The sequence below is a fragment of the Bifidobacterium vansinderenii genome, assembly GCF_002234915.1.
Classification (GTDB): Bacteria; Actinomycetota; Actinomycetes; order Actinomycetales; family Bifidobacteriaceae; genus Galliscardovia; species Galliscardovia vansinderenii.
Map to the genome: position 1 here is coordinate 1 of NZ_NEWD01000038.1, position 26385 is coordinate 26385.

23 protein-coding genes are annotated in these 26385 nt (G+C 59.9%); 20 read left to right on the forward strand and 3 right to left on the reverse strand.

Annotation, left to right across the window (positions count from 1 at the left end; translation table 11 throughout):
- Nucleotides 1–24 precede the first annotated feature (24 nt).
- Nucleotides 25–636 (reverse strand): restriction endonuclease subunit S, encoded by a 612-nt coding sequence (locus Tam10B_RS10890; RefSeq protein ID WP_093961266.1) that lies wholly within the window; start codon nt 634–636, stop codon nt 25–27.
- 2 nt (nt 637–638) lie between these two features.
- On the opposite strand from Tam10B_RS10890, the gene Tam10B_RS10895 reads away from it, so the two are divergent.
- The 10 genes from Tam10B_RS10895 to Tam10B_RS10940 all read left to right on the forward strand — a co-directional run bounded on the left by Tam10B_RS10895 (nt 639) and on the right by Tam10B_RS10940 (nt 14384).
- Nucleotides 639–3200: a type I restriction-modification system subunit M gene (locus Tam10B_RS10895; RefSeq protein WP_093961267.1), complete on the forward strand. Its 2562-nt coding sequence runs from the start codon at nt 639–641 to the stop codon at nt 3198–3200.
- The gene (locus Tam10B_RS10900) at nt 3200–4435 is read left to right on the forward strand and encodes a restriction endonuclease subunit S (protein ID WP_093961268.1); all 1236 of its coding nucleotides are present in this window, start codon (nt 3200–3202) and stop codon (nt 4433–4435) included. The genes Tam10B_RS10895 and Tam10B_RS10900 overlap by 1 nt, the downstream gene beginning before the upstream one ends.
- 14 nt (nt 4436–4449) lie before the next feature.
- Nucleotides 4450–4638 carry an antitoxin VbhA family protein gene (locus Tam10B_RS10905; protein WP_093961269.1) on the forward strand — a complete coding sequence of 63 codons (189 nt, stop codon included), beginning with the start codon at nt 4450–4452 and terminating at the stop codon, nt 4636–4638.
- Nucleotides 4631–5293, forward strand: a complete 663-nt coding sequence (locus Tam10B_RS10910; protein ID WP_093961270.1) for a Fic/DOC family protein — start codon at nt 4631–4633, stop codon at nt 5291–5293. Before Tam10B_RS10905 ends, Tam10B_RS10910 begins: the two co-directional genes overlap by 8 nt.
- A gap of 23 nt (nt 5294–5316) precedes the next feature.
- Nucleotides 5317–8526, forward strand: coding sequence for a type I restriction endonuclease subunit R (locus Tam10B_RS10915; RefSeq protein ID WP_093961271.1), 3210 nt, complete (start codon nt 5317–5319; stop codon nt 8524–8526).
- Between the two features lie 118 nt (nt 8527–8644).
- Nucleotides 8645–10123, forward strand: coding sequence for an argininosuccinate lyase (gene argH, locus Tam10B_RS10920; RefSeq protein WP_093961272.1), 1479 nt, complete (start codon nt 8645–8647; stop codon nt 10121–10123).
- Nucleotides 10124–10285: 162 nt separating this feature from the next.
- Nucleotides 10286–10852 carry an alkyl hydroperoxide reductase subunit C gene (gene ahpC, locus Tam10B_RS10925; protein WP_093961273.1) on the forward strand — a complete coding sequence of 189 codons (567 nt, stop codon included), beginning with the start codon at nt 10286–10288 and terminating at the stop codon, nt 10850–10852.
- A gap of 105 nt (nt 10853–10957) precedes the next feature.
- Nucleotides 10958–12718: an FAD-dependent oxidoreductase gene (locus Tam10B_RS10930; protein WP_093961274.1), complete on the forward strand. Its 1761-nt coding sequence runs from the start codon at nt 10958–10960 to the stop codon at nt 12716–12718.
- A gap of 170 nt (nt 12719–12888) precedes the next feature.
- Complete coding sequence (locus tag Tam10B_RS10935; RefSeq protein ID WP_143248643.1) at nt 12889–13437, forward strand: HD domain-containing protein; 549 nt, start codon at nt 12889–12891, stop codon at nt 13435–13437.
- Entirely contained in the window at nt 13434–14384 is a 951-nt protein-coding gene (locus Tam10B_RS10940) for a putative ABC transporter permease (protein ID WP_332881270.1), read from the forward strand. The genes Tam10B_RS10935 and Tam10B_RS10940 overlap by 4 nt, the downstream gene beginning before the upstream one ends.
- Nucleotides 14385–14658: 274 nt before the next feature.
- On the opposite strand, the gene Tam10B_RS10945 is transcribed toward Tam10B_RS10940, so the two are convergent.
- Together Tam10B_RS10945 and thiS are read right to left on the reverse strand one after the other, a co-directional pair.
- Nucleotides 14659–15525: a thiazole synthase gene (locus Tam10B_RS10945; RefSeq protein ID WP_126030156.1), complete on the reverse strand. Its 867-nt coding sequence runs from the start codon at nt 15523–15525 to the stop codon at nt 14659–14661.
- Between the two features lie 79 nt (nt 15526–15604).
- A complete protein-coding gene (thiS, locus tag Tam10B_RS10950) occupies nt 15605–15799 on the reverse strand; it encodes a sulfur carrier protein ThiS (RefSeq protein ID WP_093961276.1) in 195 nt (64 codons plus the stop codon).
- A gap of 414 nt (nt 15800–16213) precedes the next feature.
- Here thiS and Tam10B_RS10955 point away from each other — a divergent pair, with 414 nt between their 5' ends.
- The 10 genes from Tam10B_RS10955 (at nt 16214) to Tam10B_RS10995 (ending at nt 26170) form a co-directional block, all read left to right on the forward strand.
- Entirely contained in the window at nt 16214–16543 is a 330-nt protein-coding gene (locus Tam10B_RS10955) for a putative heavy metal-binding protein (RefSeq protein ID WP_093961277.1), read from the forward strand.
- 95 nt (nt 16544–16638) lie between these two features.
- A complete protein-coding gene (locus Tam10B_RS10960; RefSeq protein WP_093961428.1) occupies nt 16639–17448 on the forward strand; it encodes a HesA/MoeB/ThiF family protein in 810 nt (269 codons plus the stop codon).
- Between the two features lie 80 nt (nt 17449–17528).
- Nucleotides 17529–17858, forward strand: coding sequence for a rhodanese-like domain-containing protein (locus Tam10B_RS10965; RefSeq protein ID WP_093961278.1), 330 nt, complete (start codon nt 17529–17531; stop codon nt 17856–17858).
- A 90-nt stretch (nt 17859–17948) separates the two neighbouring features.
- On the forward strand, nt 17949–19259 hold the full coding sequence (tyrS, locus tag Tam10B_RS10970) for a tyrosine--tRNA ligase (protein WP_093961279.1): 1311 nt from the start codon (nt 17949–17951) through the stop codon (nt 19257–19259).
- Entirely contained in the window at nt 19256–21166 is a 1911-nt protein-coding gene (locus Tam10B_RS10975; RefSeq protein ID WP_233133705.1) for a tetratricopeptide repeat protein, read from the forward strand. Before tyrS ends, Tam10B_RS10975 begins: the two co-directional genes overlap by 4 nt.
- A 35-nt stretch (nt 21167–21201) precedes the next feature.
- Nucleotides 21202–22278, forward strand: coding sequence for an HAD-IIA family hydrolase (locus Tam10B_RS10980; RefSeq protein WP_093961280.1), 1077 nt, complete (start codon nt 21202–21204; stop codon nt 22276–22278).
- Nucleotides 22279–22322: 44 nt separating this feature from the next.
- Nucleotides 22323–22511, forward strand: a complete 189-nt coding sequence (locus Tam10B_RS13065) for a hypothetical protein (protein WP_143248644.1) — start codon at nt 22323–22325, stop codon at nt 22509–22511.
- Complete coding sequence (locus Tam10B_RS10985) at nt 22508–23242, forward strand: TlyA family RNA methyltransferase (RefSeq protein WP_093961281.1); 735 nt, start codon at nt 22508–22510, stop codon at nt 23240–23242. Before Tam10B_RS13065 ends, Tam10B_RS10985 begins: the two co-directional genes overlap by 4 nt.
- 153 nt (nt 23243–23395) lie before the next feature.
- Nucleotides 23396–24280: a YihY/virulence factor BrkB family protein gene (locus Tam10B_RS10990; protein ID WP_093961429.1), complete on the forward strand. Its 885-nt coding sequence runs from the start codon at nt 23396–23398 to the stop codon at nt 24278–24280.
- A 261-nt stretch (nt 24281–24541) separates the two neighbouring features.
- Nucleotides 24542–26170 carry an ABC transporter substrate-binding protein gene (locus Tam10B_RS10995; protein ID WP_093961282.1) on the forward strand — a complete coding sequence of 543 codons (1629 nt, stop codon included), beginning with the start codon at nt 24542–24544 and terminating at the stop codon, nt 26168–26170.
- Nucleotides 26171–26385: the final 215 nt, after the last annotated feature.

Consider the following 26385-nt stretch of genomic DNA (forward strand, 5'->3'; position numbering starts at 1 on the left):
GATGCGCGCCCTTTCGACGCTCATCTAACACAATACCAATCGTGATTGCTTACGCTGATGAAGGGTGATGAGGGAATCCAAGCGAGAGAAGAACCGGCCGATATCCTGTTGCTCAGGCAACGATGGACAATCAACGGTCACGCGAATAAATGAATCCCAATAGAGACGTTTGCGAAAATCAGTAACGCCATAAGACAAATCATTCATCTGATTTACTGTGGCAAAACGTCTCAACAGCACGTTAAAGAAGCTTCGATCCTGCTCAACAAGAGGCTTAGCAACAATATAAGCAGGACTGACCATACCTTGTGCCGACGAAGTCCCAACGGCTCCCTGCCATGCTCGCATCATATTGAGTACTGCATCGCCAATTTCTACTCTCTTATAGAGAGATTTATCCTCACTTCTTCTGACATTCTTGCCGAGTTCATCGGAGTTCAGTGAACCGTCGGAAACGCCACCGTAGATCGAGACTGACAAGATTTGCAGATCATCGCTGCCTCGCTCGTCCCTATTCTCATACAGGTCCCCCAACTTACGCTGTTCCCAAGCGGACGTATAATGGCACGAATGTAACGTGGCCGCGTACGTTCCGTCCGGACTGTCATTAGGGGTAACAGCAGCAAAGGAGCACATGAATGAACAAGCAGCAGCTCGCTTCCAAGATCTGGGAGTCCGCGAACCGGATGCGATCGAAGATCGAGGCCAATGAATACAAGGATTACATTCTTGGCTTTATCTTCTACAAGTTCCTCTCGGAGACGCTGGTGAATCGTCTGTATGCAGATGATTGGACCGAAGAAGATCTGCCGTCTCTCATTGAGGAAGATACGGATACCGTGCAGGATGTGCGTGGGCTGTGTGGCTATTTCATCGCCTATGACAACCTGTTCTCTACTTGGATTGCCAAGGGTGCAGATTTTCAAATCGCCGACGTACGCACTGCGCTTTCCGCGTTCGAGCGGAACATCAATCCGGCGCACAAGCGTGTGTTTGCAGGTATTTTCGATACGCTTCAAACCGGTCTGTCCAAGCTGGGCACCGATGAGCGTAGTCGTTCCAAGGCCGCTCGTGATCTGATCTATCTCATCAAGGACATTCCGATGAGCAACCGGCAGGATTATGACACGCTCGGCTTTATCTATGAGTACCTGATTAGCAACTTTGCCTCCAACGCGGGCAAGAAGGCCGGCGAGTTCTATACTCCAGGCGAGGTCTCGCAGCTTATGAGCGAGATCGTGGCGTGGCATCTGCGGGACCGTAAGGAGATCACCATTTACGATCCCACTTCCGGCTCGGGCTCGTTGCTCATACATATTGGTCAGGCGGTGTCTCGTCGCAACGGCAATCCGAATGACATCAAATACTATGCGCAGGAGCTTAAGGAGAACACGTACAATCTCACGCGCATGAATTTGGTGATGCGAGGTATTCTGCCGGATAACATCGTGGCCCGCAACGGCGATACGCTCAAAGATGACTGGCCGTGGTTCGACACCGACGAGAACAAGGATGAGACCTATGATCCGCTGTTCGTGGATTCCGTGGTCTCGAATCCGCCGTATTCGCAGAACTGGGAGCCACCAGAGCAGGGGAGTGATCTGCGCTTCGAGTATGGCATCGCTCCCAAATCCAAGGCCGACTATGCTTTCCTGCTGCATGACCTGTACCATTTGCGCGACGATGGCATCATGACCATTGTTCTGCCTCATGGCGTACTGTTCCGTGGCGGTGAGGAAGGTGCGATCCGTAGAAATCTGGTGGAACATCACCATATTCAGGCCATCATCGGCTTGCCGGCGAACATATTCTTTGGTACCGGCATTCCTACCATCGTGATGGTATTGCGCAAGCATCGCGATGATGATCATGTGCTCATCGTTGATGCCTCCAAGCATTTCATCAAAGACGGTAAGAACAACAAGCTGCGAGCATGCGATATCCGTCGTATCGTCGATGCGGTGACAGGCACTAAGGACGTTGACAAGTTCAGTCGATTGGTGAGTATTGATGAGATTCGTGCCAACGACTACAATCTCAACATTCCACGGTACGTGGATTCGTCCGAGCCGACTGAGAACTGGGATATCTATGCCACTATGTTCGGTGGCGTGCCAGTGCATGAGATCGAGACGTTGCAACGATTCTGGGATGTGTTCCCGAGCCTGAAGACACAGTTGTTCACCATGCAGAATGGTCATAATGCCCGAGTCATCGATGGTTCAGTGAAGGACATCATATTCAATAACGTTGAGGTCCAGAGGTATTTGGCGGATTACCGTCAGTCGTTTGCCGATTATCGGAAACTCCTGAGCACTGAACTGGTAGGGGAGTGTGAGCACATCAATGCCGATACTAAGGCTGAAGAGCTCGCTGATGATCTGTTCCGTCGGTTGCATAACGTGCCTCTGGTGGATGCGTATGCTGCCTATCAGGTGCTTGATGACAGTTGGAAGATCATCTCCGGCGACCTTGAAATCCTTCAGAGTGAGGGAGTCGAGGCTGTGCGCAAGGTGGATGCCAATATAGTGATCAAGAAGAAGGCCGGCAAGGATGTTGAAGTGCAAGATGGCTTGAAAGGCCATATCCTGCCGTTCGACTTGGTCCAGAACCATTTGCTATCCGCCGATCTGGCAGATATCGCTGCTCAGGAGCAGCGTCTAGGGGAGATTGGTCAGGAGCTGACCGAACTGCTCGAAGGCATTGGCGAGGACGATAAGAGTTCCGACGCGATCAACGAGGACGGTGATGCGTTCGTTGCGGCCGAACTCAAGAAGGCGGTGAAGACGATCGGCAAGCATGCTGAAACCGATTTTGACCGTACGCTGGTAACGGCGAATCGTCTGATTGATGAAGAGAAGAAGGTCAAGAAGACCATTAAGGAATTGCGTTCCTCACTTGAAGACAAAACCGCTGCGGTGATTGAAAGTTTGAGCGACGATGAAACCTCTGATTTGCTGGCTGCCAAGTGGATTGACCCGCTGCAGCGCAAACTTGAGGAATTGCCAGCCGCGGTTCTTGATGAGCTAGTAGCCAAAGTCACGGCGTTGGACGAGAAATACGCCACCACGTACGCCGACGTGTGCGGTCAGATCAAGAGCGCGGAAACCGAACTGGGAGCAATGCTCGACCAGCTGGTCGGTGACGAATTCGACATGACTGGCATCGCCGAGCTCAAGACCCTGCTGGGAGGCGAATAATGACCGAACATTCGAACGTTCCTGCGATTCGTTTTGCTGGTTTTACTGACCCTTGGGAACAGCGTAAGTTAGGGAAATACCTGACTTTGAGCCGTATCGTTGGTCATACTGGCGTGGATGCGAACAAACTAACCGTTAAATTGTGGGGCAAAGGAGTTGTTGCCAAAACGGATTCCTATGGCGGGAGTGAAAACACGCAGTACTACATTCGTCGTGCTGGCCAATTCATGTATGGCAAGCTTGATTTTTTGCATGCAGCGTTCGGAATCGTGCCAGAGGAATTAGATAGGTATGAGTCAACGCTTGATTCTCCGGCTTTCGACATGTCTGGCGTTGACGGATCTTTCCTATTGAACAGAGTCACTCAGGAAGATTTTTATCTTGGAAACGGATTGATCGCTAACGGCAGTCGTAAGGCAAAGCGTATTCACGAGGATACGTTTCTTGGCATGTCGTTGGCATTCCCATCCTTTGCTGAGCAGCAGGCCATCGGTCGGTTCTTCTCCCGGCTTGATTCCCTCATCACCCTTCATCAGCGTAAGTATGACAAACTTGTCGTACTGAAGAAGTCAATGCTCGAACAGATGTTCCCCCAAAAAGGTGAGTCGGTTCCGAGGATTCGTTTTGCTGGTTTTACTGACCCTTGGGAACAGCGTAAGTTGGGGGAACTGGTATCTGAAATTATTGCCGGCAGAAGTGTTAATTCAACTGACGATCCTGTAGGTGTTACAGATGTGGCAGTGCTGAAAACGAGCTGCGTGTCTAACGGTTATTTTGAAGCCGATGAATGCAAACGTGTAGTCGAGTCTGAAAAAGATCTTGTGAAATGTCCTGTTGTGGCAGAATCAATCATCGTCAGTCGTATGAATACGCCGGATAAAGTCGGAGCGTGTGGTATTAGTGAGGCCAGTCATGACAATCTTTTCCTGCCGGATAGACTTTGGCGTTTATCTCTTCATGCCGGTTATGACCCGTATTATGTCTATGTAGTCCTCGCGTCTGAAGCAAGCCAAGCAATGATTAGAGGAATGGCTTCAGGTACAAGTGGCTCAATGCATAATGTGCCCAAGCAGTCGTTCTTGGGTATGAATCTGCTGTTGCCCATAAATTTATCCGAGCAACAGGTCATTGGCTCGTTCTTCTCGTGCCTCGATTCCCTTATCACCCTTCATCAGCGTAAGTTGGAATTGCTGCAAAATATCAAGAAATCACTGCTTGAGCAGATGTTCGTCTGAGAATCGGAGGAATCATGGATCGCAAACGCATCATGGAAGAGGCCATTCACTCCGGCGAGATGGAAGGCGCATACGTCTCTGCCGAATTTCGCAGTGACGCCGAACAGTACGTGAAGGGCGACTTTACGATCGAAGAGCTCATGACCAGAACCAAGCGCCGGTGGAAGATTGATAAGCCTGAAGCTAGGGTCGCTCATGCCTGATCGATTCGTTGACCCATATCTTGATCCGGCAAGCGGTGTACTGCGCAACCTCATCGGCGCTACAACCTATGATGAACTGCAGAACGCGGAAGGCGAGTTCGTTGCATTGCGAATGAACGAGTTTTTCACCCGCCCGATCCCTCATATGAGTGGATCGCTGGATGATTTCCGCATGCTGCACCGCACGCTGTTTCAAGATATCTATGCTTGGGCCGGTGAAATCCGTATCGTAGAGATTCGCAAGAACGTTGCCGGAGCTGAGTTCTTCCTACCCTCCACAAACATCGCCATGGGTATCGGCTGGGCGCAGAATGAACTCAAAAAAGACAACATGCTGGTGGGATTTGAGCCGGAACGATTTGCGCAACGACTGGCCTACCATTACGACAACTACAATTTCGTGCACCCATTTCGTGAAGGCAATGGTCGGGTACAACGGCTGTTCTGGACCCTGCTGTGCCATGATGCCGGATACGATCTCGACTGGCGACTCGTCAGCGGCGAGGAAAACGACGAAGCGAGCCGACTCGCAGCGGAGAATCAGGATTATGAAGCGTTGGAGACGATGTTCCAACGCATCGTGTCACCATGCGATCCACAAATGCCCATCAATGGCGAGTCACTGAGCGTTGGTCATCTACGCGCTGATGCGTAAGGAATGAGATACAGGAGGCGATCATGATATTCGATAAGGAATCGGATTTCGAGAAGAGCATTATTTCGGTGCTCCAGCAGCATGGCTGGACGGACGGCGTACTCACATATCCTACCGAGGTGGAGCTCATCGAGAACTGGAAGGGCATTCTCAACCGGCGCAATGCAGGCAAGGACTGCCTCAACGATCAGCCGCTGACCGACGGCGAGATGGCACAGATCATCGAGCAGATCGAAACGCTGCGCACCCCATTGGCGCTAAATTCATTCATCAACGGCAAAACCGTGTCCATCACGCGAGACAACAGAGATGACAAGGCTCACTTCGGTAAAGAAATCAGTCTAAAGATCTATGACCGCAACGAAATCGCCAGCGGTCACAGCGTCTACCAGATCGCCCAGCAGCCGGTCTACCCAGCCAAGAACAAGATGGTCAATTCCCGACGCGGCGACCTGTGCCTGCTCATCAATGGCATGCCACTCATTCATCTTGAACTGAAACGTAGCGGCATACCGGTGAGTCAAGCAACCAACCAAATCGAAAAATACGCACATGAGGGCGTCTTTACCGGGCTGTTCCGTCTCGTGCAGATTTTCGTGGCCATGAATCCGGACGATGCCTTGTACTTTGCCAATCCGGGAGTGGACAAGTTCAACCCGAGCTACTACTTCCACTGGGCGGACTTCAACAACGAGCCCATCTGCGGAGGTAACAAACCGGGTGCCGACGAATGGAAGACTTTCTGTGCAACGCTGCTCTCTATTCCCATGGCACACAAGCTTATTGGCTTTTACACCATTGCCGATTCGGCGGACGGCTGTCTCAAGGTACTTCGTAGCTACCAGTACATCGCCGCAAATGCGATTTCTGATACCGTTAGCACCTGCGATTGGGACTGCAAGCCTGCTTTGCCTGGTCGACCTGGTGGCTACGTGTGGCACACCACTGGTTCTGGCAAAACCATGACTAGTTTCAAGTCCGCGCAGCTCATCGCCGACTCCAAGGACGCAGATAAAGTAGTCTTTCTCATGGACCGTATTGAACTCGGTACCCAGTCCCTGAAGGAGTATCGCAGCTTCGCTGATAATGAAGACGACGTGCAGGGCACCGAAAACACCGGCGTGCTGCGTACCCGACTCGCCAGCACTGATCCCTCAGACACCCTTATCGTCACCTCCATCCAGAAGATGAGCAACATCAAACTCGGCGAAGCCGGCGTCACCCAAGCTGAGCTGGACAGGATGGCGGACCAACGCATCGTCTTTATCGTGGACGAATGCCATCGATCCACCTTTGGCGACATGCTGCAGGATATCCGCCGGTCCTTTCCCAACGCGTTGTTCTTCGGCTTCACCGGTACGCCGATTCTGGATGAGAATCAAAAGAAGAATTCCACCACAGCCATGGTGTTCGGAAAATGTCTGCATCGTTATAGCATCGCCGACGGTATCCGAGATCATAACGTACTTGGTTTCGATCCGACCATGGTCACCACCTACCGAGATGATGATGTGCGATTGCGTGTGGCTCTGGATAAGGCGAAAGCTTCTGATGTGCCTTCGGCGTTAGCTGATCCGACCAAAGCCAAGGTATACGAACACTATATGGACAAGACCACAGTGCCGATGGGCGCGACCGTTTCCGAAACAGGTGAGCGCATAACTGCCATCGAGGATTTTCTCGACCGCGATCAGTACGGTGTCGGCAGTGATCACGAAGACATGGTCATTGCGGATATCCTCAGGCAATTCCCCGTGCTCAGCCATGCGAACAAATTCCATGCCATGCTCGCCACAAGCTCCATTCCGGAGGCAATCAGCTACTACCGCTTGTTTAAGGAACGAGCGCCCGAACTGCGTGTGACCGCATTGTTCGATCCGAACGTGGATAACAGTGACGGCGCTACCGTGAAAGGCGACGCGCTCGCCGAAATCATGCGTGACTACAACGTGGCGTATGGCAAGGATTTCGGCATCGTCGACTGGTCTGCCATGAAGAAGGATATCTCAGCGCGTCTCTCGCACAAGACACCCTACGGTACCATTGATGCGAACCGAGAACAGCGACTCGATTTGCTCATCGTGGTCGACCAGATGCTTACCGGGTTCGACTCGAAATGGGTGAATACACTGTACTTGGACAAGGTGATCGAATACGAGAACATCATCCAAGCGTTCAGCCGTACCAACCGACTATTCGGCCCGGACAAGCCGTTCGGCACCATCCGGTACTACCGGAAACCGCATACCATGCGCAAGAACATCGAGCGTGCCGTGAAATTGTATTCCGGTGACCGGCCGCTCGACCTATTCGTACAGAAGTTACCGCAGAATGTGGAATCGATGGATTCACGGTACAAGGAAATCCTTGACGTGTTTTCGTCATCAGGACAGGGGGATCTACGGCAGCTACCCGAATCAGTGGAGGACAAACGCAAGTTCGCCAAGGAGTTCGTGGAACTCAGCAGATTCCTCGAAGCCGCGAAAGTGCAAGGATTCACTTGGGAGAGTGACTCGTTCGTATTCACGGACGAGAACGGCGAACAAGTGAGCGTACAACCGGAACTTGACGAACGCACGTACCTGATTCTGGCGCAACGATATAAGGAGCTATTTGATGATCAGGAGCAGGGAGACGGTCGGGGAGACGGAGATGACGCGCCGGAAGCTCCTTACGAGCTGGACGGTTATCTGACAGCAATCGATACCGGTCTCATCGACACCGACTATATGAATGCCAACTTTGTCAAGTGGCTTAAGGCATTACGCGAGAATAGTCCTGAGCTGGAAGCCGCAGCCGCTCAGTTGCACCGCTCGTTCGCCACGTTGTCCACTGACGACCAGAGATTGGCGGAACTGTTCCTGCATGATGTGGAACGAGGGGACGTGGCTGTCGAGAATGGTTTAACCCTACGTGACTACATCACTCGATATGCAAAGCGTGAGAAGAACGAGCAGATCGACAAACTTGTGGAATGCTTCGGTGTGAAACGTTCACTGGTGGAGGAGTTCCTTGCCCGTCGTATCACTGAGACGAACATTGACGAATTCGGACGCTTTGGCGATTTGTATGCATCCGTTGACAGGAAGCGTGCGAAGGCCATACTTGAGGAATGGCAGCATACGACCATACCTCAACCCAAGGTGAACCGTAAGGTGCGCAGCCTGCTCCGGCGATTCGTACTCGAAGGTGGATTCGATATTGATGCGGCGCTCAGTCAAGGCGATGACTGAAGTGGCACCCGATGTATCCGCGCGCTGATAGGCTGGCAGACAGTCGAAAACGTACGGAACGTTGATTTCGTTGATTTCCGCAAGCACCCAAGCACCCGCATCATGAAGGAGAACATGCATGGCTGAGCAGTCCGAACACCTCGCCCTGTGGGGCGGCCGATTCACCTCCGGTCCCTCGCCCGAGCTGGCCCGCCTGAGCAAGTCCACCCAGTTCGACTGGCGACTGGCCGACGACGACATCGCCGGCTCCCGTGCGCACGCCCGTGCCCTCGGTCGCGCCGGACTGCTCACCGACGATGAGCTCAAGCGCATGGAGGACGCCCTCGACGAGCTGCAGCGCCGCGTCGACTCCGGTGAATTCACGCCGATCGAGGACGACGAGGACGAGGCTACGGCCCTCGAACGCGGCCTCATCGACATCGCCGGCGACGAGCTCGGCGGCAAGCTGCGCGCCGGCCGCTCCCGCAACGACCAGATCGCCTGCCTGATCCGCATGTGGCTGCGCCGCCACTCCCGCGTGATCGCCGGCGAACTCATCAAGCTCGTCAACGCGCTGATCAAGCAGTCCGAAGCCGCCGGCCACACCGTGATGCCCGGCCGCACCCACATGCAGCATGCCCAGCCCGTGCTGCTTGCCCACCAGCTCATGGCCCACGCCTGGCCGCTGATCCGCGACATCCAGCGCCTCATCGACTGGGACAAGCGCATCGACGCCAGCCCGTACGGCTCCGGCGCGCTCGCCGGCAACACGCTCGGCCTCGACCCGGAGGCCGTGGCCCGCGAGCTCGGCTTCTCCCGCGTGACCGACAACTCCATCGACGGCACCGCCTCGCGCGACCTGGTGGCCGAATTCGCGTTCATCGCCGCCATGACCGGCGTGGACATCTCCCGCCTCTCGGAGGAGATCATCATCTGGAACACCCAGGAGTTCGCCTTTGTCAAGCTCGACGACGCCTACTCCACCGGCTCCTCGATCATGCCGCAGAAGAAGAACCCGGACATCGCCGAGCTCGCCCGCGGCAAGTCCGGCCGTCTGATCGGCGACCTGACCGGTCTGCTCGCTACGCTCAAGGGTCTGCCCACCGCGTACGCGCGCGACCTGCAGGAGGACAAGGAGGCCGTGTTCGACCAGGTCGATACGCTCGAAGTGCTGCTGCCCGCCTTCACCGGCATGGTCGCCACCATGCGCTTCGACGCCGACCGTCTCGAGGCCGAGGCCCCCACCGGCTTCGCGCTGGCTACCGACATCGCCGAATGGCTGGTGAAGAACGGCGTTCCGTTCCGTCACGCGCACGAACTTTCCGGCGCCTGCGTCAAGATCGCCGAAGGCCGCGGCCAGGAACTGTGGGATCTGACCGACGATGACTTCATTGGCGTGTTCGCCGACTTCCTGCCCGCCGACAAGGCCCCGCAGGTGCGCGAGGTGCTTTCCAGCCGCGGCTCCGTCGATTCCCGCAACGGCAAGGGCGGCACCGCCTACGGCCGTGTGCGCGAACAGATCGTGGACGCCAAGGCCACCGTGGAACCGCTCAAGCTGTTCGCCGACTCCACGTCGGACGGCTCCGCCTACAAGTCCCCGCGCGAGGTCCTGCGCTAGTCCGCGCGACATCGCACGGTCGGTTTGCAGCCGACAAATGTGATGTTGCTCATGCTCATTCCGCCGGCCGCGTTTCTTTGACAAATCAGAATCGCGGTCGGATATACTGAGCGAGGAAGCACAATGGTCGTACCGATCGCGACCTTTCGGAAAGGAATGTGCATGGGCAACTACATCAACACCGAACTCGAGGACTTCACCGTCAACGCGTACCACGACGGCGAAATCGAGACCGTCTCCAAGCAGGATCTGCTGGGCCACTGGTCCGTCATCTTCTTCTACCCGGCCGACTTCACTTTCGTGTGCCCCACCGAGCTGGGCGATCTGGCCGACCACTACACCGACTTCAAGGCCGCCGACGCCGAGGTCTACTCCGTGTCCGAGGACACCGAATACGTGCACAAGGCCTGGGCCGAGGCCACCGACACCATCGCCAAGGTGAAGTACCCGATGCTCGCCGACCCGGCCGGCAAGCTCGCCCGCTTCTTCGGCGTGCTCGACGAGGAGTCCGGTCTGGCCTTCCGCGGCGTGTTCATCATCGACCCCGAGGGCAAGATCAAGTCCTACACCATCAACGACAACGGCATCGGCCGCAACGCCGAGGAGATCCTGCGCACGCTCGAGGCCGCCAAGTTCGTCCGCGAGCACGGCGATAAGGTGTGCCCGGCCAACTGGCATCCGGGTGAGGACACCATCGCCCCGAGCCTCGACCTCGTCGGCAAGATCTGATCGTCGCAGTCGTTTCACCGATGACCGATAATCATCGATAGTCACGTTTCCAAGGCGCCCGAATCATATTCGAGCGCCTTTTTCAGCAGTAAGGCAAGAATCATCATGAGCAACGAACACATCTACGACGTCGTCATCGTCGGCAGTGGTCCCGCCGGACTCACCGCCGGCATCTACGCGGGGCGCGCCACCATGGACACCCTGATCATCGAGAAGGATCAGGTCGGCGGCCAGGTCACCACCACATCCGTGGTGGTCAACTATCCGGCCGTCAAGGAGATCGAGGGCACCGCCCTGATGAACCTGATGAAGCAGCAGGCCGAGGACTTCGGCGTGAAGATCGCGCACGACGACGTGACCGCCTACGAACTCGACGGCGACGTGAAGGTGCTGCACGGCAGGAACCGTGACTACCGTGCCCGCGCCGTGATCATCGCATCCGGTGCCCAGCCCCGCCAGCTCGGCATCCCCGGCGAGCAGAAGCTGCGCGGCAGGGGAGTGGCCTACTGCTCCACCTGCGACGGCGAACTGTTCAGCGGCCTGCAGGTGTTCGTGGTCGGCGGTGGATACGCGGCCGCCGAGGAGGCCGACTACCTCACCCGATACGCCCGCAAGGTCACCGTGCTCGTCCGCGGCTCGCAGTTCAGCTGCCCGCCGCTCACCGCCGCCCGCGCACTCGACAACCCCAAGGTCGAAGTGCTTTACAACACCGAGGTCGAATCCCTCGACGGCGATGACTACCTGACCGACGCCACGTTCGTGAACAACAAGACCGGCGAGAAGACCCACTACCACGTGGCCGACGGCGACAACGTGTTCGGCATGTTCATCTACGTGGGCACCAAGCCTGAAACCACCGGACTGGATGCGCTCGCCAAGGACGACCGCGGCTACATCACCGTGGACTCGTGGCAGCGCACCAGCATCCCCGGCGTGTATGCGGCCGGCGACGTGGTCTCCAAGCCGCTGCGCCAGATCGTGACAGCCGCATCCGACGGCGCGATCGCCGCCACCGGCGCCGAGGAGTACGTGACCGCCGAGAAGAAGCGCCTTGGCATCCCCGTGGTGCCCAAGACCGCCAAGTCCAAGACGGCCGACGTCAAGAACGGCAATGACGGCGGCGCCGAAGCCGGTGCCGCCAAGAGCACGCCGAAGAAGCCCGCCACCGTGGGCCAGACCAGCGCGATCTCCGACTCCCCGTCCGTGCCGCAGCACAAGGGCGTGTGGTTCAGCGCCGAAATGAAGCAGCAGCTCGTCGGCATCTTCAACCGTCTGACCGAGGACGTGACCCTGCTGCAGGTGGACGACGGCGGCCAGCCGAGCGTGGAGCTCGCCAGCTTCGCCAAGGAGTTCGCCTCCATGCACGAGCGCTTGCACTACCGCAGCGTGCCCGCCGACTCCGACGAGGGCAAGGCGATGATCGACACCGCCGCCATCGTGCGCTATCCGGTCTTCGTGCTGCTCGACAAGGACGGCACGTACACGGGCGTGAAGTTCAGCGGCATCCCCACCGGTCACGAGGTCAACTCGCTCGTCCTCGGCGTGTACAACATCGCCGGTCCCGGTCAGGCCGTGGAGCCGGAGCTCGCCGAGCGCATCAAGGCACTGCCTGAAACGCACATCGAGATTGGTGTCTCGCTCACCTGCCACTTCTGCCCTGACGTGGTGGCCGCCTGCCAGCACATGGCCGCCATGAACCCGAACGTGACCGCCGAAATGATCGACCTCGGACTCTTCCCCGAGCTGCGCAAGGAACGCCGGATCATGAGCGTGCCCGCCACCACGATCAACGACGGCGACATCCTGTTCGGCAGCCAGACGCTCGAACAGCTCGTCACCGCCTGCGAGAACGCGCCTGCCATCTGAACGGCGAGGACGCTTGTCGCAATACTGCGATGAGGGCTCATGACACGCCGGTGACCGGCATGTGACGGCCTTGTCAAATCATCCATACGGACGAAGTCATGCCCGTTATTGGTCATTTACAATCGGACTGACCAATAACGAGCATGACTTTTCGTCGAAAAGGGGCTATTGTGCTGGCACGCCAGAGAATCCGCGAAATCGTACATGAATACGGCCGGGATGTGCTCGACCATGAGCGGATGCGCATCGAAAAGCACTGCTATCAGCATGGGGCCGTGACCACGTTCGAGCATTCGGTTCGTGTGGCCTGCCTCGCCGTCTACTTCGCCGACCGACTGCATCTGTGGCGGCATGTGGATCTGAGATCGCTGATCCGCGCCGCCCTACTGCACGACTACTTCCTTTACGACTGGCATTACGACGGCGACGGTTCGCACAAGCTGCATGGCTTCACCCATCCGCGCCGTGCGCTGACGAACGCGCTGCACGACTTCGACCTCAATCCGGTGGAGCGTGACTCCATCCTGCGGCACATGTTCCCGCTCACACCGGTGCCGCCCCGCTACATCGAGGGCTATCTCGTCACTATGGCCGACAAGATCAGCGCCACGCGTGAGACGTTCTCCATGGCACGCTTCTCCAAGCCGCAGCTTGCTCCCGTTCCCGACCGTCTTGCCCTGACCGACGGATCCGAGCATCAGGAGGAAACCGCCCGGTGAACCATGACATCGTGTTGAGCGCAGGCGCGGTGACCATGGATGCGGCCGTCACCGTTCTGTATCTGGAGCATCTGTTCTTTTGGGCCGTGTGCTACAGCTTCCTCGGCTGGGTGTATGAGACGATCCTCGTCTCCGTGCAGGAACGCAGGTTCGTGAACCGAGGATTCCTCAACGGCCCGCTCTGCCCGATCTACGGCACAGGCGCGGTGGTGGCCATCGTGGTGCTCACCCCGTTGAAGGACACGCCGATGGCGGTGCTCACCATGTTCCTGCTGGGTGCCGTGGGCGCATCGGTTCTGGAGTATGCGACGTCATGGGTGATGGAAAAGGCGTTTCACGCCCGCTGGTGGGATTATTCGCACTTCAAATTCAATCTGAACGGGCGCATCTGCCTGATCGGAGCGATCGTGTTCGGCGTGTTCGGCGTGCTGATCGTGGATGTGGCGCAGCCGTGGGTGGAACGATGGACCGCACTGATCCCGTTGACGGCGTTCCATATCATCATCGCGGCGCTGGTGGTTTTGATCTTCATCGATTTCCTGATCACCGTGATCGGTCTCAGCGGCTTTGCCAGGCGCCTGTCCGAATTCTCCCAGACGCTCGAACGCAGTCGCGACATCATCCGCGAACGGCTGGGCGACTACGGGCTCGATCCGGTCGAGGCGCTGCAGCGGTATAGCGACGCCGCCGCCGGACGTCTGCAGTCCTACACCGGTGCCGCAGCGGAGCGAATGCGTGATCTGGCCGACAACCTTCCCGAACTGCCGTCCCTGCCTCGCGTGCACGGCGTCGGTCGTCTGTACGATACGCTGACCGACGCGCTCAACGCGCAGCAGAAGCGCATGCTCCGTTCATTCCCGCGTATGACGTCCGTCGACTATGGCGAGACGATCAAGCAGCTGCGTGAGATGCTCAACCGCAACGACCGCAAGCACGACGACAAGTAGCGTCAGCTCATTTTTCCTTCCCTTGGTGGAACGACGAGCATGCCAACCGTCCGGACCCTGTTCCATTTTCCTTCCCCTTGAGGGGAAGGTGGCCGACGCAGTCGGACGGATGAGGTGGCTGAGTTTTGGTGCCTTGCAGGGACGGGACCCCTCCCTCAGTCCGCCTTTGGCGGCCAGCTCCCTCCCAGGGAGGGAGCACAAAAATATGCGGGCTTCCGCCTCGGAATGGGGGAGGAAGCCCGCCTGAGGAAGCCCGCAGCAGGATCGGAGCAGATCAGTGCAGGTAGCCGGTGGTGGGGCTGGACGGCACGGCCTGACCCTCGGTCACCTTGCCCAGACCGGCCAGATAGGCGGCGCGTCCGGCCGCGATCGCATCCTTGAACGCACGGGCCATCAACGGAATGTTGCCGGCGCTCGCCACGGCCGTGTAGGCCATCACCGCGTCGGCGCCCATCTCCATCGCATCGCACGCCTGGCTCGGGCGACCGATGCCCGCGTCGATGATCACCGGCACGTTCGCGTTGTCGATGATGATGCGGATGAAATCGCGCATGCGCAGACCCATGTTCGAGCCGATCAGGGAACCCAGCGGCATCACCGCCGCCGCGCCGGCTTCCTCAAGCTGACGGGCCGCAATCGGATCCGGGAACATGTACGGCATGACCACGAACCCCTCTTTCGCCAGCATCTCGGTGGCGCGGATCGTCTCGGCATTGTCGGGCAGCAGATACTTGGTCTCATGCTCGATCTCCACCTTCACAAAGTCCGTGTGGCACACCTCACGGGCCAGACGCGCGATGCGCACCGCCTCCTCGGCGTTGCGGGCGCCCGACGTGTTCGGCAGCAGCGTGATGCCCTCGGGAATGTAGTCGAGCACGCTGTTCTCCGTGGTTTGCGCACGACGCAGCGCCATCGTGACGATCTGCGTGCCGGCGTGCTCCACCGTGGCCTTGATCAGGTTGAGATCGTAGCGGCCCGAACCCAGAATGAAGCGGGATTCGAACTCATGGCCGCCAAGGTTCAGCGGCTTGTCGACCACCTCGGGAACGGGGGCGGCGGTGCCCACCGGATTCGTGACCGCGGGCTGCGGCGGCAGGGGAGTGGCGGCGACGGACTCTTCAGTGACGGGATTGGGAATCATGATTACTCCTTGCGATTGCATTCAACGTGATTGCATTCAACGGTTGCGATGGACTTGCACCGGTCCTGAGACGTTCCGCTCAGCCTCCCTGAACGAACTGGACGATCTCCATCACGGACTGATCGGTGAGCATGACGTCGGCACGCTTCTCCCGCGGCACGATCGCTCCGTCGAGCTCCACAGCCACGCGTTCGGCACGATAGCCGTGCGCTTCCAGATAGTCGGCGACACTCACCGCCTTATCTAGCGTGACCTGTTCTCCATTGACCTGCATGGGTTCCTCCAAACTCGGCGAATATGAAAAAAGGGTGCACGAAACCAAGCCGTACCCTGCGTGGTGCGCCCGTTCATGAACCCGTCATGCCATATTCGATTGTCGTCGTGGACACGGGATCGCGAAGAAAACAAAGAAGAACCAGCCGTTCACGACGTGTGGGGCGAAGATCATGCACTGCGTTGCGCAATCGAAGACGATTCCTTACGGCGGCATGACCCGCACAAGTTCCACGGTCGAAGCGATGCTTCCTCTCAGCCTTGCGGCTCCCGTTCGTTCACAGTCCACCCTACCCGTCCACCCAGACTCCGGCGTGCCGGCACGCGTCGGGGTGGCGATGAAGGCGCGCCGGCGGAATGACGGTAAGGTGGAAATACGGCCCCGACATCGCGGGGCGCCGATCCGAAGGGAATCATCATGATCGTCACCACCACCCCCAGCGTCGAGGGCTACACCATCACCGGCTACTACGGCATCGTGTTCGGAGAGGTCATCTCCGGCGTGAACATCCTCAAGGATCTCGGAGCCGGACTGCGCAACGTGTTCGGCGGCCGCAGCCAGGGCTACGAGGACGAACTAGTCAAGGCACGCGAGGAGGCGCTCGCCGAGATGCAGCAGCGTGCATCCGCGCTGGGCGCGCACGCCGTGGTGGGAGTGGACATTGACTACGAAGTGCTCGGTCAGGGCGACATGCTCATGGTCACCGCGTCCGGCACCGCCGTGCAGCTCGCCGCAAAGGCCTGACGTCGGTCCAGTCTTGAATTCAAGATGTTGAGCGACCGAACGGCAAGGAGAACGACTTCATGGAACCGCAGCAGACGAACACACCGAAACCGCGCATCTCGCTTTCGGACGACCAGATCGATCGGTACGCCCGCCATCTGATCCTCAAGGGTGTGGGCGTGCGCGGGCAGAAGCGTCTGCTCGCCGCCAAGGTGCTGATCGTCGGCGCGGGCGGACTCGGCTCGCCGGTGGCGCTGTATCTGGCCGCCGCAGGCGTCGGCACGCTCGGCATCGTGGACGATGACGTGGTCGACATGAGCAACCTGCAGCGCCAGATCATCCACGACTCCGGCAAGGTCGGCACGCCCAAGGCCGAATCGGCCAGGGAAAGCATTGCCCGGCTGAATCCGGACGTGACGGTGAACACGTACGTGACGTCGTTCAATGCCGACAACGCCGCCGAACTGATCGCCGACTACGACGTGGTGGTGGACGCCACCGACAACTTTGCCGCGAAGTTCCTCATCAACGACGCCTGCGTGCTGGCCGGCAAGCCGTTCGTACACGGCGGCGTGGTGCAGTTCGCCGGGCAGGTCATGGACTACGTGCCCGGCGAGGGACCCTGTTACCGCTGCATCTTCCGTGAAATGCCGGCCGCCGGCGAGGTGCCTACCTGCAAGGAGGCAGGCGTGCTTGGCGCCGCCGTGGGGGTGATCGGCAGTCTGCAGGCCGTGGAGGTGGTGAAGATGATCACCGGCGCGGGCGACCTGCTCACCGCGCGCATGCTCACCGCCGACCTGCTCACCATGAGAATCCGCACCGTTCCCCTGCCGGAGCATGAGCCGGACTGCCCGGTATGCGGCGAGCATCCGACGATCACCGCGCTTGACCCGGACAACTACATTCAGCCGGTGTGTGCGATCTGAGTGATGAGAACGGTTTGAGTGGCCTGAGCAACGACGGTGGAATCAACATAAGGAAAGAGACAAGGAGCGATAGGGGAGCCATGATCGGTAACGAGTTCGATGAGGTCGAGATCCGTCAGATGTCGCCGGAGGAGTTTGCGGCGCTGGATTATTCCACGGTCACGTTGCTGGATCTGCGTGAGCCGCACGAGGTCGCGGCGCATGGCATCGAGGGAGCCATCAACGCGCCGTTCGACCCGTTGGCCAAGGTGCTGCACACCGTACCCAAGGACAAGCCGGTGATCGTCTTCTGCCGTGAGGGCAGCTGGAGCGAGGAGGTGGCGGAGATCCTCATGGACCGCGGGTACGACGCCGTGAACCTGACCGGCGGATTTCAGGCGTACGAGCGGTATCTCGCACAGCGCGGATAATCATGACGCGCACTGTCGTGATGTCCTGAGAAACTGTAGTGTTGCTGGAACCAGCAATATTCAACACGATTGAGGAGTGACAGGGAACACATGTCTCAGGTCAGAAGCTACAAGGAAGCGGGGTTCGATTCTCTTCTCGAAGAGCTCGAATGGCGCGGTCTGGTCAATCAATCCACTGACAAAGAGCAGCTCGCCGAAGCATTGAACGGCGATCCCATCACCTATTATTGCGGCTTCGACCCCACGGCCGCCTCGTTGCATATCGGCAATCTTGTGCAGCTGATCAACATGCGTCACCTGCAGGAGGCCGGCCATCATCCCATCGCGCTGGTCGGCGGTGCCACCGGTCTGATCGGTGATCCCCGCCAGTCCGGCGAACGTACGCTCAACCCCAAGGAGACCGTGGCCGGATGGGCCGACCGTCTCAAGTCCCAGATCGGTCGATTCCTGAAGACCGAGGGCGACAATCCCGTGCGGTTCGTCAGCAACTACGACTGGACCGCCGAGATGAGCGTGATCGACTTCCTGCGCGACGTGGGCAAGAACTTCCGTCTCGGCACCATGCTCGCCAAGGACACCGTGGCCCGTCGTCTGAACTCCGAGGAGGGCATCTCCTTCACCGAGTTCAGCTACCAGGTGCTGCAGGGCAATGACTTCCTGCACCTGTTCGACGAATACGGCTGCACGCTGGAGCTCGGTGGCTCCGACCAGTGGGGCAACCTCACGTCCGGCCTCGACCTGATCCGCAAGGTGCGCGGCGAGAGCGTGAACGTGTTCACCAGCCCGATCATCACCGACGCGCAGGGCAAGAAGTTCGGCAAGTCCGAGGGCAACGCGGTGTGGCTCGACGCCACCATGCTCAGCCCGTACAAGTTCTACCAGTTCTGGTTCAACCGTCCCGACGTGGAGATGGAAAGCCTGCTCAAGGCGTTCACCTTCCTGCCGAAGGACGAGATTGAACGTCTGGTGGAGGAGAGCCGCACGAATCCGGGCGCCCGCGAGGCGCAGCGCACCCTGGCCTGGGAGGTCACCAGCTTCGTGCATGGCGAGCAGGCCACGCAGGCGGCCATTGACGCGGCAGCGGCACTGTTCGGTCGTGGCGGCGATCTGTCCGCGCTGGACGAGGGAACGCTTGAGGCGGCGCTGGAGGGTCTGAAGGTGGACGGCGAGTTCCCGCAGACCAAGGCCGGAGAGCGCATCATCGACGTGGCCGCGGCGGCGGGACTGTTCAAGTCCGCGTCCGAGGCGCGTCGTGCGATCAAGTCCGGTGGACTGTACCTCAATAACGCACGTGTGGAAGATCAGGAACAGACATTGACCGACGACGATTTCCTGCAGGGACGCTTCGCCTTGCTCCGTCGCGGTAAGAAGGCATTGGCAGCAGTGGAGGAGACTCGATGAGCGAAGAACGCAACCATTCCGCGGGACGCGGTGGACATTCCGGCGGCTATGGCAAGGGTCGCGGCAACGGCGGCGGTTACGGCAAGGGCCGTGGCGGCAAGTCGTTCGGCGGCGGCCGCGGTCGTGACGACCGTCGTGGCGGCTACGGCAACCGTGGCGATAACGGCGGTGGCCGTCGTTTCCAGCGCGACGGCGAGTTCCGTCGCTACAACGACGATCACGGCGATCGTCGTGAGGGCCGTGACGGCGACGAATCCCGCGGCGGTTTCAAGGGCGGCTACAAGAAGAGCTACGGCAACCGTGGAGGCAACGGCGGCTTCCGTCGTGACGGCGAACGTCGCTTCGATCGTCGTGACGATCGTCGTGATGGCGGACGTCGTGACTTCCACCGTGACGACCGTCGTTTCGACCGTCGTGATCGTGACGGCGAGCGCGACGAGCGTCGTTTCGAGGACCGTCGCGACTTCCGTCGTGATGACCGCAGGGATGATCGTCGTGATGGCGAGCGCAGGAACTTCCGTCGTGACGGCGAGCGTCGCTTCGACCGTCGTGATGACCGCAAGGACTTCCACCGCGACGACCGCAAGGTCGGTTTCCGCGGGGATCGCGATCGTCGTGATGGCGATCGTCGTGATTTCCAGCGTGACGATCGTAGGCCGCGTCGTTCGTTCGACGACAAGCCGCGCAATCCCCGTTACGCGAAGGACGGCGACGAGTTCAAGGGCGGCGAGCGTCGCGAGCGCACGAACAACTACAACCGTGACGGCAAGGGTTCGCACGCCTTCTATCAGGGTGGTCGCCGCAACTCCGACGGCACCGTGTCGTATCCGTCGCAGAACCCGTACACGGATCGTCGTCCCGACGAGCCCAAGATGCCGAAGGGCCTGGAATGGTCCATGCTGTCTCCGGACGAGCGCGAGCGTCTGCGCGGTCTGAGCAAGGAGCACGCCGAGAACATCGGTCTGCACATGCTGGCCGCCTACACGCTTGAGGAGAGCGATCCGGAGTGGGCCCTTGAGCATGCCAAGTGGATCGCACGTCAGGCGTCCCGTATCGACATGACCCGTGAGACGCTGGCTCTGGTGGCCTACCGTCAGGGCGACTACAAGCTGGCCCTGCGTGAGTTCCGCACCGCCTACCGCATGAACGGCTACGTGGACTACCTGCCGTTCATGGCCGACTGCGAGCGCGGTCTGGGCAACCCGAAGAAGGCCATCGAACTGGCCATGTCCGACGACGCCAAGCAGCTGCGCGGCGAGTCCAAGGCCGAGATGTTCCTGGTGGTGGCCGGCGCGTACGCCGATCTGGAGAACTGGGACAAGGCCATCGATATGGTGCACACCATCGGTCATGCCAAGGGCATCTCCGGCGGCTACCGCATGCGTGCGGTGCAGGCCGAGCAGTACTTCCTGGAGCAGGCCGGCCGTACCGAGGAGGCTGCGAAGCTCGACGACTTCGTGGGTCGTCTCGAGGACGAGTACGCGGATGTCGAGGACGATGACGACGCGATCATCGACAACGATCTTGAGGACATTGACGACGAGCTGCTCGAGGGTCTGGGCATCGATCCGACGGCGTTTGCCGACGACAATGACGACACCGAAGGCGACGAGGAATCCGACGCCGACGATTCCAAGGACTCCGACGATGACTCCACCGTGTCCGACGAGGATGATGTGACCTCCGATGAGCTCGACGTGACCTCCACTACTGTCAACGAGCTTGACGAGCACGATACGGATGCCGACAATCCGCGCAATGCCGATGACGAGGAGACCCTCCCCGCCGAGGAGACGCAGCAGGGTTCCGACTCCGATACCGATCCCTCCGACCCGGATGCCTTCGACGGTACCGAGGACGAGGCCTCCGAGGCGGAGTCTGAGGACGGCGCCGATCAGGCCGAGTGAACGCCGATAGGCAGCGATACAAGCGGGGGAGCGGCATGACGCAGTACATCAAGGGCACGGACACGACGATCAGCGAGCGGTATCATCTGGCTCTGCTGGATCTGGATGGCGTGGTCTACCGGGGCAAGAACCCCGTGGAACATGCCGCCGACTCCATCCGGCAGGCGCAGTCGGCGGGCATGGTCATGGAATACACGACGAACAACTCGTCGCGTTTCCAGGCCGTGGTCGCCGAGCAGCTGCGCGGATTCGGACTGGACGTCGAACCGTGGCAGGTCATCACCTCGTCGGTGGTGGCCGCCCGCATGGTGGCGCATCACGTACCGGCCGGTGCCAAGGTGCTGGCCGTCGGTGCGCCGCATCTGCGCGAGGAGGTGACCCGTGCCGGGCTCATTCTGGTCGAGCGAGTGGAGGATGGTCCGGATGCGGTGATCCAGGGCTGGTATCCGGAGATCACGTGGAATGAGCTGGCCTCCGCGGCGTATGCCGCCCAGCGGGGTGCCCTGTATTTCGTGACCAACAGGGATCTGACGATCCCCCGCGAGCTGGGTATCGCGCCGGGCTGCGGATCTCTGGTCAATGCGGTGATCGAGGCGGTGGGCCATCAGCCTCTCGGTTCGGCCGGTAAGCCCGAGTCCGCCATGTACGACGAGGCTCGCCAGCTGGTCGCCGATTCCTTGGCCGAAGCGTCGGGCGAACACGTCGAGCCGATCGCCAAGGATCGTTGCCTCGCCATCGGTGATCGTCTGGACACCGACATCGAGGCGGGAAACCGCGGCGGCTACGATTCTCTGGTGGTGCTCACCGGCGTGTCCACGCCGAACGAGATCGTGCTCGCCGAGCCGGTCCTGCGTCCCACGTTCATCGCGAAGGATCTTCGCGGACTGAACGAGCCTCAGCCCGCGGTGCTGCCGCAGTCTGACGGTTCATGGATCTGCCGCGATGCGACCGCCCATGTGGTTGACGGCGTGCTGCAGGTGCGGGAGAACGGCGACGCCGATCGTGCGCTGGGCTCTCTGGACGCCCTGCGCGCCGCCTGCTGCGCCGTGTGGCAGGCCGTCGACGCCGGCACGGACCCCGGTTCCCTGACCATCCCCGAATTCCATATCTGACATATCTGACATATCCGATCAACGACACATCCGAGGACAACGGTATGGCATCAGCAATGCATGACACGGGTACGGTGACCGCCGAAACCGCGGACGGGCCCGTCGACATTTCGTCGGAGTTCCCCCGTCTGGCAGGACTCGACGGCCATTCGTTCGATGAACAGATTGCCGCATACCGTTCCGTGCTCGACCAGCTGAAGGCGGAGCTCGACGGGCTCCGGGTCGAATCATGAGCCGACTGGATCAAGAACTGGTCGAACGCGGTCTGGCGCTGTCCAGATCCAAGGCGCAGCGGCTGATCCGTCAGGGCGCCGTGACCGTGGACGGCTCGACCGTGACCAAACCGGCCGCCACGGTCGATGCCTCGTCGACGATCACGGTCACGCCAGACGACGACTACGTGTCGCGCGGCGCATACAAGCTCGTAGGCGCCTTCGATGCGTTCGGTCCTCAGGGGCTGCCCGCCCCCGAAGGCTTCGACTGTCTTGATATCGGCGCATCGACCGGCGGATTCACCGACGTGCTGCTGCGCGGCGGCGCCTCGCACGTCGTGGCGCTCGACGTGGGCCACGGCCAGCTCGACCCTCGTATCGCCGGCGATCCTCGGGTGATCGAGATGAGTGGTGTCAACATTCGGGATGTGCATTCCGCGGATCTGCCGTTCGTGCCGCGCATGATCGTCTCCGACGTCTCGTTCATTTCACTGACGTATGTGATCCCCGTGATCGCACGCATCGCCGGGCAGCCCGCCGACGTCGTACTGCTCGTCAAACCGCAGTTCGAGGTAGGCCGGGGCAATCTCGGCAAGAACGGCATCGTGGACAGCGAGGACCTGCGTCGGAGCGCGCTGGACAAGGTCACCGCCTGCGCCCGCGAACACGGCCTGCATGTGAAGGCCACGGCCGACTCGCCCATCGAGGGCACGCACGGCAACCACGAATACCTGCTCTGGCTTAGCTCCTAGCGTTCTCGCACATTCACGGCGTCTCGGCCACGAGACGGCACGGGGACACGGGACGATGACCATGGAACGTACGTGGACGCAGCCGACGACGACCACGAGAACCGAAACGGGGGAGCGAACGTGGAAGGGTCCGCAAGGCAACTGATCGACGCCATGCTGCGCTGGTGGAAGCGGTCGCTTCCAGGACGCATCGTCGACCGGTACCTTTCGCATCGCGGTTCGCTCATGGGCAACGGACTGGCCTATGGACTGCTGTTCGCCTTCTTCGGCGGCGTATGGATGGCGCTGTCGCTCGCCGGCGTGATCGTGATCGGCAACGAGCAGCTGCAGCACCTGCTGATCGATGCGGTGAACACGGTGGTTCCCGGCGGCGCCGACACGTTCCTGTCTGCCTCGGTGCTGGCCAAGGCGTCGAACACCTTCACCTGGACCGGTCTGGTCACCGTCGGCATCTTCTGGTGGACGGTCACCGGGTGGATGGATTCGCTGCGCACCGCGGTACAGGCCATGTTCGACGACTACAAGGACGACGTCGATCTGGTCAAGGCGCGTCTGCGCGACACCGCTGCGGCCATGATGGTGACGCTGCTGTTCATACTGTCGACCGTCGCCGGCACGGTGTCCAGCGGTCTGATGCGCGCCCTGCTGACCTGGTTGGGCATTCCCGGCGATTCGTTCGCCGGATCACTGGCCCTGGATCTGGTGGGTCTGTGCTCCGGACTGGTGCTGAACTTCCTGCTGTTCGTCTTGCTGTTCCGCGTGGTTGCACACATCCATGCCGGCAGGTTCATGATCGCTGCGTGCGCGCTGGGCGCGGTGACGCTCACCGTCATGCAGCTGTTCGGTACTAAACTGCTCGGCGGCGCGTCGCGCAATCCGTTGCTTGCGCCGTTCGCCGCCATCATCGGTGTACTCATCTGGTTCAATCTGGTGGCGCAGGTGATCATGATCTGCTCGTCGTTCATCGCCGAATGTCGGCGTGATCCCACGCTGGCGGGAACGATGGGGGAGGGGAGCGGTGCAAGCCCCGACGCATAGCCGATGTTCGCTATGAGCGTAGAGCCAGCCAAAATCGGCTTGGCTGGTCCGATACCGCGGCTGACCGATCGGTCATACTCCGTTCACCCTGCCGTATACCGAGATAAACCCTATGAATATCCTAGGTATTCGCTATAACACTTATTTGTACTTTTGTACCCTGATATGGCCCTGACCCATGCGGAACATGCGGACGGGATGAGGCCTGTGATGTTCAGGCCGCCGGCAACGGCGGAAGGAAACAAACGAAGAGAGGTACTCGTGCAGAGTAAAAAGATTCTCGCGGCGCTCGTGTCCGTCGCCGCGATCGCGTCGCTCGCAGGCTGCGGCGGCGTCAAGGATGACGCGTCCTCCGCGGATTCCAACGCCATCACCATCGGCACCACCGACAAGATCGTCAGCCTCGATCCTGCCGGCCAGTATGACAACGGCTCCTTCGCCGTGATCATCAACGTGTTCCCGTTCCTGTTCTCCCAGAACTACGATGAGTCCGAGATGAGCCCGGACATCGCCGCCGACGACGGCAGCTGGAACGCGGACGGCACCGAGTTCACCGTCAAGATCAAGCCCGGCCTGAAGTTCGCCAACGGCCACGATCTGACCTCCTCCGATGTGAAGTTCTCGTTCGATCGCGTCAAGAAGATCAACGACGAGAACGGCCCCGCCTCGCTGCTGGCCAACATCGAGTCCATCGACACTCCGGACGACACGACCCTCGTGTTCCACTCCGCCGTGAAGAACGACGTGACCCTCAAGCAGGTCCTCGGCTCCCCGGCCGGCCCGATCGTCGACGAGCAGGTGTTCTCCGCCGACAAGCTGACCGACGCCGACACCATCATCAAGGGCAACGCCTTCGCCGGTCCGTACAAGCTGACCTCGTTCAAGCTCAACGAGGCCGTGGCCTACGCCAAGAACGACGCCTACAAGGGTCTGACCCCGGCCAAGAACAACGCCGTGCAGGTGAAGTACTTCGCCGACGCGTCCAACCTGAAGATGGCCATCGAGCAGGGCCAGGTCGACGTGGCGTACCGCACGCTCACCCCGACCGACATCTCCGACCTGAAGAAGAACAACAAGGTCAAGGTCGTCACCGGCCCCGGTGGCGAGGAGCGCTTCATCACCTTCAACATGAAGGTCATGCCCTACGGTGAGTCCCAGCCGAACGCCGACGCCAACAAGGCCAAGGCCGTGCGTCAGGCCGTCGCAAGCCTGATCGACCGCGAAGAGCTCGCCAACACCGTGTACAAGGGCACCTACACCCCGATGTACTCCTACATCCCCGACGGCCTGACCGGCCACGAGGACACCTTCAAGACCACCTACGGCGACGGCAAGGGCGGCCCCAGCGTCGACAACGCCAAGAAGATCCTCTCCGACGCCGGCGTGTCCACCCCGGTCGACCTCAAGCTCCAGTACAACGCCGAGCACTACGGCTCCAGCTCCGCCGACGAGTACGCTGCCATCAAGTCCCAGCTCGAGCAGGGCGGCCTGTTCAAGGTCGATCTGCAGCAGACCGAGTGGACCCAGTACCAGAAGGAACGCGTCGTCACCGATAGCTCCGACGGTGCCTACCCGGCCTACCAGCTCGGCTGGTACCCGGACTACTCCGACCCGGACAACTACCTGTCCCCGTTCTTCCGTGACGGCAACTTCGTGAACAACGGCTACTCCAACAGCCAGATCAACGACCTGATCGTTCAGCAGGCCGGCGAGCAGGACTCCGCCAAGCGCGTTGAGCTCCTGAAGCAGATCCAGCAGCTGGAGACCGAGGACATCTCCACCCTGCCGCTGCTGCAGGGCGCGCAGGTGGCCGTGACCGGCACGAACATCTCGGGCGTCAAGCTCGATGCTTCGTTCCGCTTCCGCTACTCCTCTGTGACCAAGTCCTGAGGCTGACCCACGTAGAGAACGGCGGTCCCGTGACGTTCGCGACGTTTTCGTGAAACATAGCGGGACTACGCTCTACACATAAATTGCAAGGGGGATGCCCGACGCCGCCATCAAGGCGCGTGCCGGACATCCCCCTTTACCCAGTAAAGGCCCCGAAACAATCGGGGCACCAATCCAAGGAGAAACGAGTGGCGTCGAAAGCCCAAGCTCTCAAC

Excerpts from the sequence above, each read along its gene's own strand:
- Tam10B_RS10890 (WP_093961266.1), bottom strand. The coding sequence starts at position 636 with ATGTGCTCCTTTGCTGCTGTTACCCCTAATGACAGTCCGGACGGAACG.
- Tam10B_RS10895 (WP_093961267.1), top strand. The coding sequence starts at position 639 with ATGAACAAGCAGCAGCTCGCTTCCAAGATCTGGGAGTCCGCGAACCGG.
- Tam10B_RS10900 (WP_093961268.1), top strand. The coding sequence starts at position 3,200 with ATGACCGAACATTCGAACGTTCCTGCGATTCGTTTTGCTGGTTTTACT.
- Tam10B_RS10905 (WP_093961269.1), top strand. The coding sequence starts at position 4,450 with ATGGATCGCAAACGCATCATGGAAGAGGCCATTCACTCCGGCGAGATG.
- Tam10B_RS10910 (WP_093961270.1), top strand. The coding sequence starts at position 4,631 with ATGCCTGATCGATTCGTTGACCCATATCTTGATCCGGCAAGCGGTGTA.
- Tam10B_RS10915 (WP_093961271.1), top strand. The coding sequence starts at position 5,317 with ATGATATTCGATAAGGAATCGGATTTCGAGAAGAGCATTATTTCGGTG.
- argH (WP_093961272.1), top strand. The coding sequence starts at position 8,645 with ATGGCTGAGCAGTCCGAACACCTCGCCCTGTGGGGCGGCCGATTCACC.
- ahpC (WP_093961273.1), top strand. The coding sequence starts at position 10,286 with ATGGGCAACTACATCAACACCGAACTCGAGGACTTCACCGTCAACGCG.
- Tam10B_RS10930 (WP_093961274.1), top strand. The coding sequence starts at position 10,958 with ATGAGCAACGAACACATCTACGACGTCGTCATCGTCGGCAGTGGTCCC.
- Tam10B_RS10945 (WP_126030156.1), bottom strand. The coding sequence starts at position 15,525 with ATGATTCCCAATCCCGTCACTGAAGAGTCCGTCGCCGCCACTCCCCTG.
- thiS (WP_093961276.1), bottom strand. The coding sequence starts at position 15,799 with ATGCAGGTCAATGGAGAACAGGTCACGCTAGATAAGGCGGTGAGTGTC.
- Tam10B_RS10965 (WP_093961278.1), top strand. The coding sequence starts at position 17,529 with ATGATCGGTAACGAGTTCGATGAGGTCGAGATCCGTCAGATGTCGCCG.
- tyrS (WP_093961279.1), top strand. The coding sequence starts at position 17,949 with ATGTCTCAGGTCAGAAGCTACAAGGAAGCGGGGTTCGATTCTCTTCTC.
- Tam10B_RS10975 (WP_233133705.1), top strand. The coding sequence starts at position 19,256 with ATGAGCGAAGAACGCAACCATTCCGCGGGACGCGGTGGACATTCCGGC.
- Tam10B_RS10980 (WP_093961280.1), top strand. The coding sequence starts at position 21,202 with ATGACGCAGTACATCAAGGGCACGGACACGACGATCAGCGAGCGGTAT.
- Tam10B_RS13065 (WP_143248644.1), top strand. The coding sequence starts at position 22,323 with ATGGCATCAGCAATGCATGACACGGGTACGGTGACCGCCGAAACCGCG.
- Tam10B_RS10985 (WP_093961281.1), top strand. The coding sequence starts at position 22,508 with ATGAGCCGACTGGATCAAGAACTGGTCGAACGCGGTCTGGCGCTGTCC.
- Tam10B_RS10990 (WP_093961429.1), top strand. The coding sequence starts at position 23,396 with ATGCTGCGCTGGTGGAAGCGGTCGCTTCCAGGACGCATCGTCGACCGG.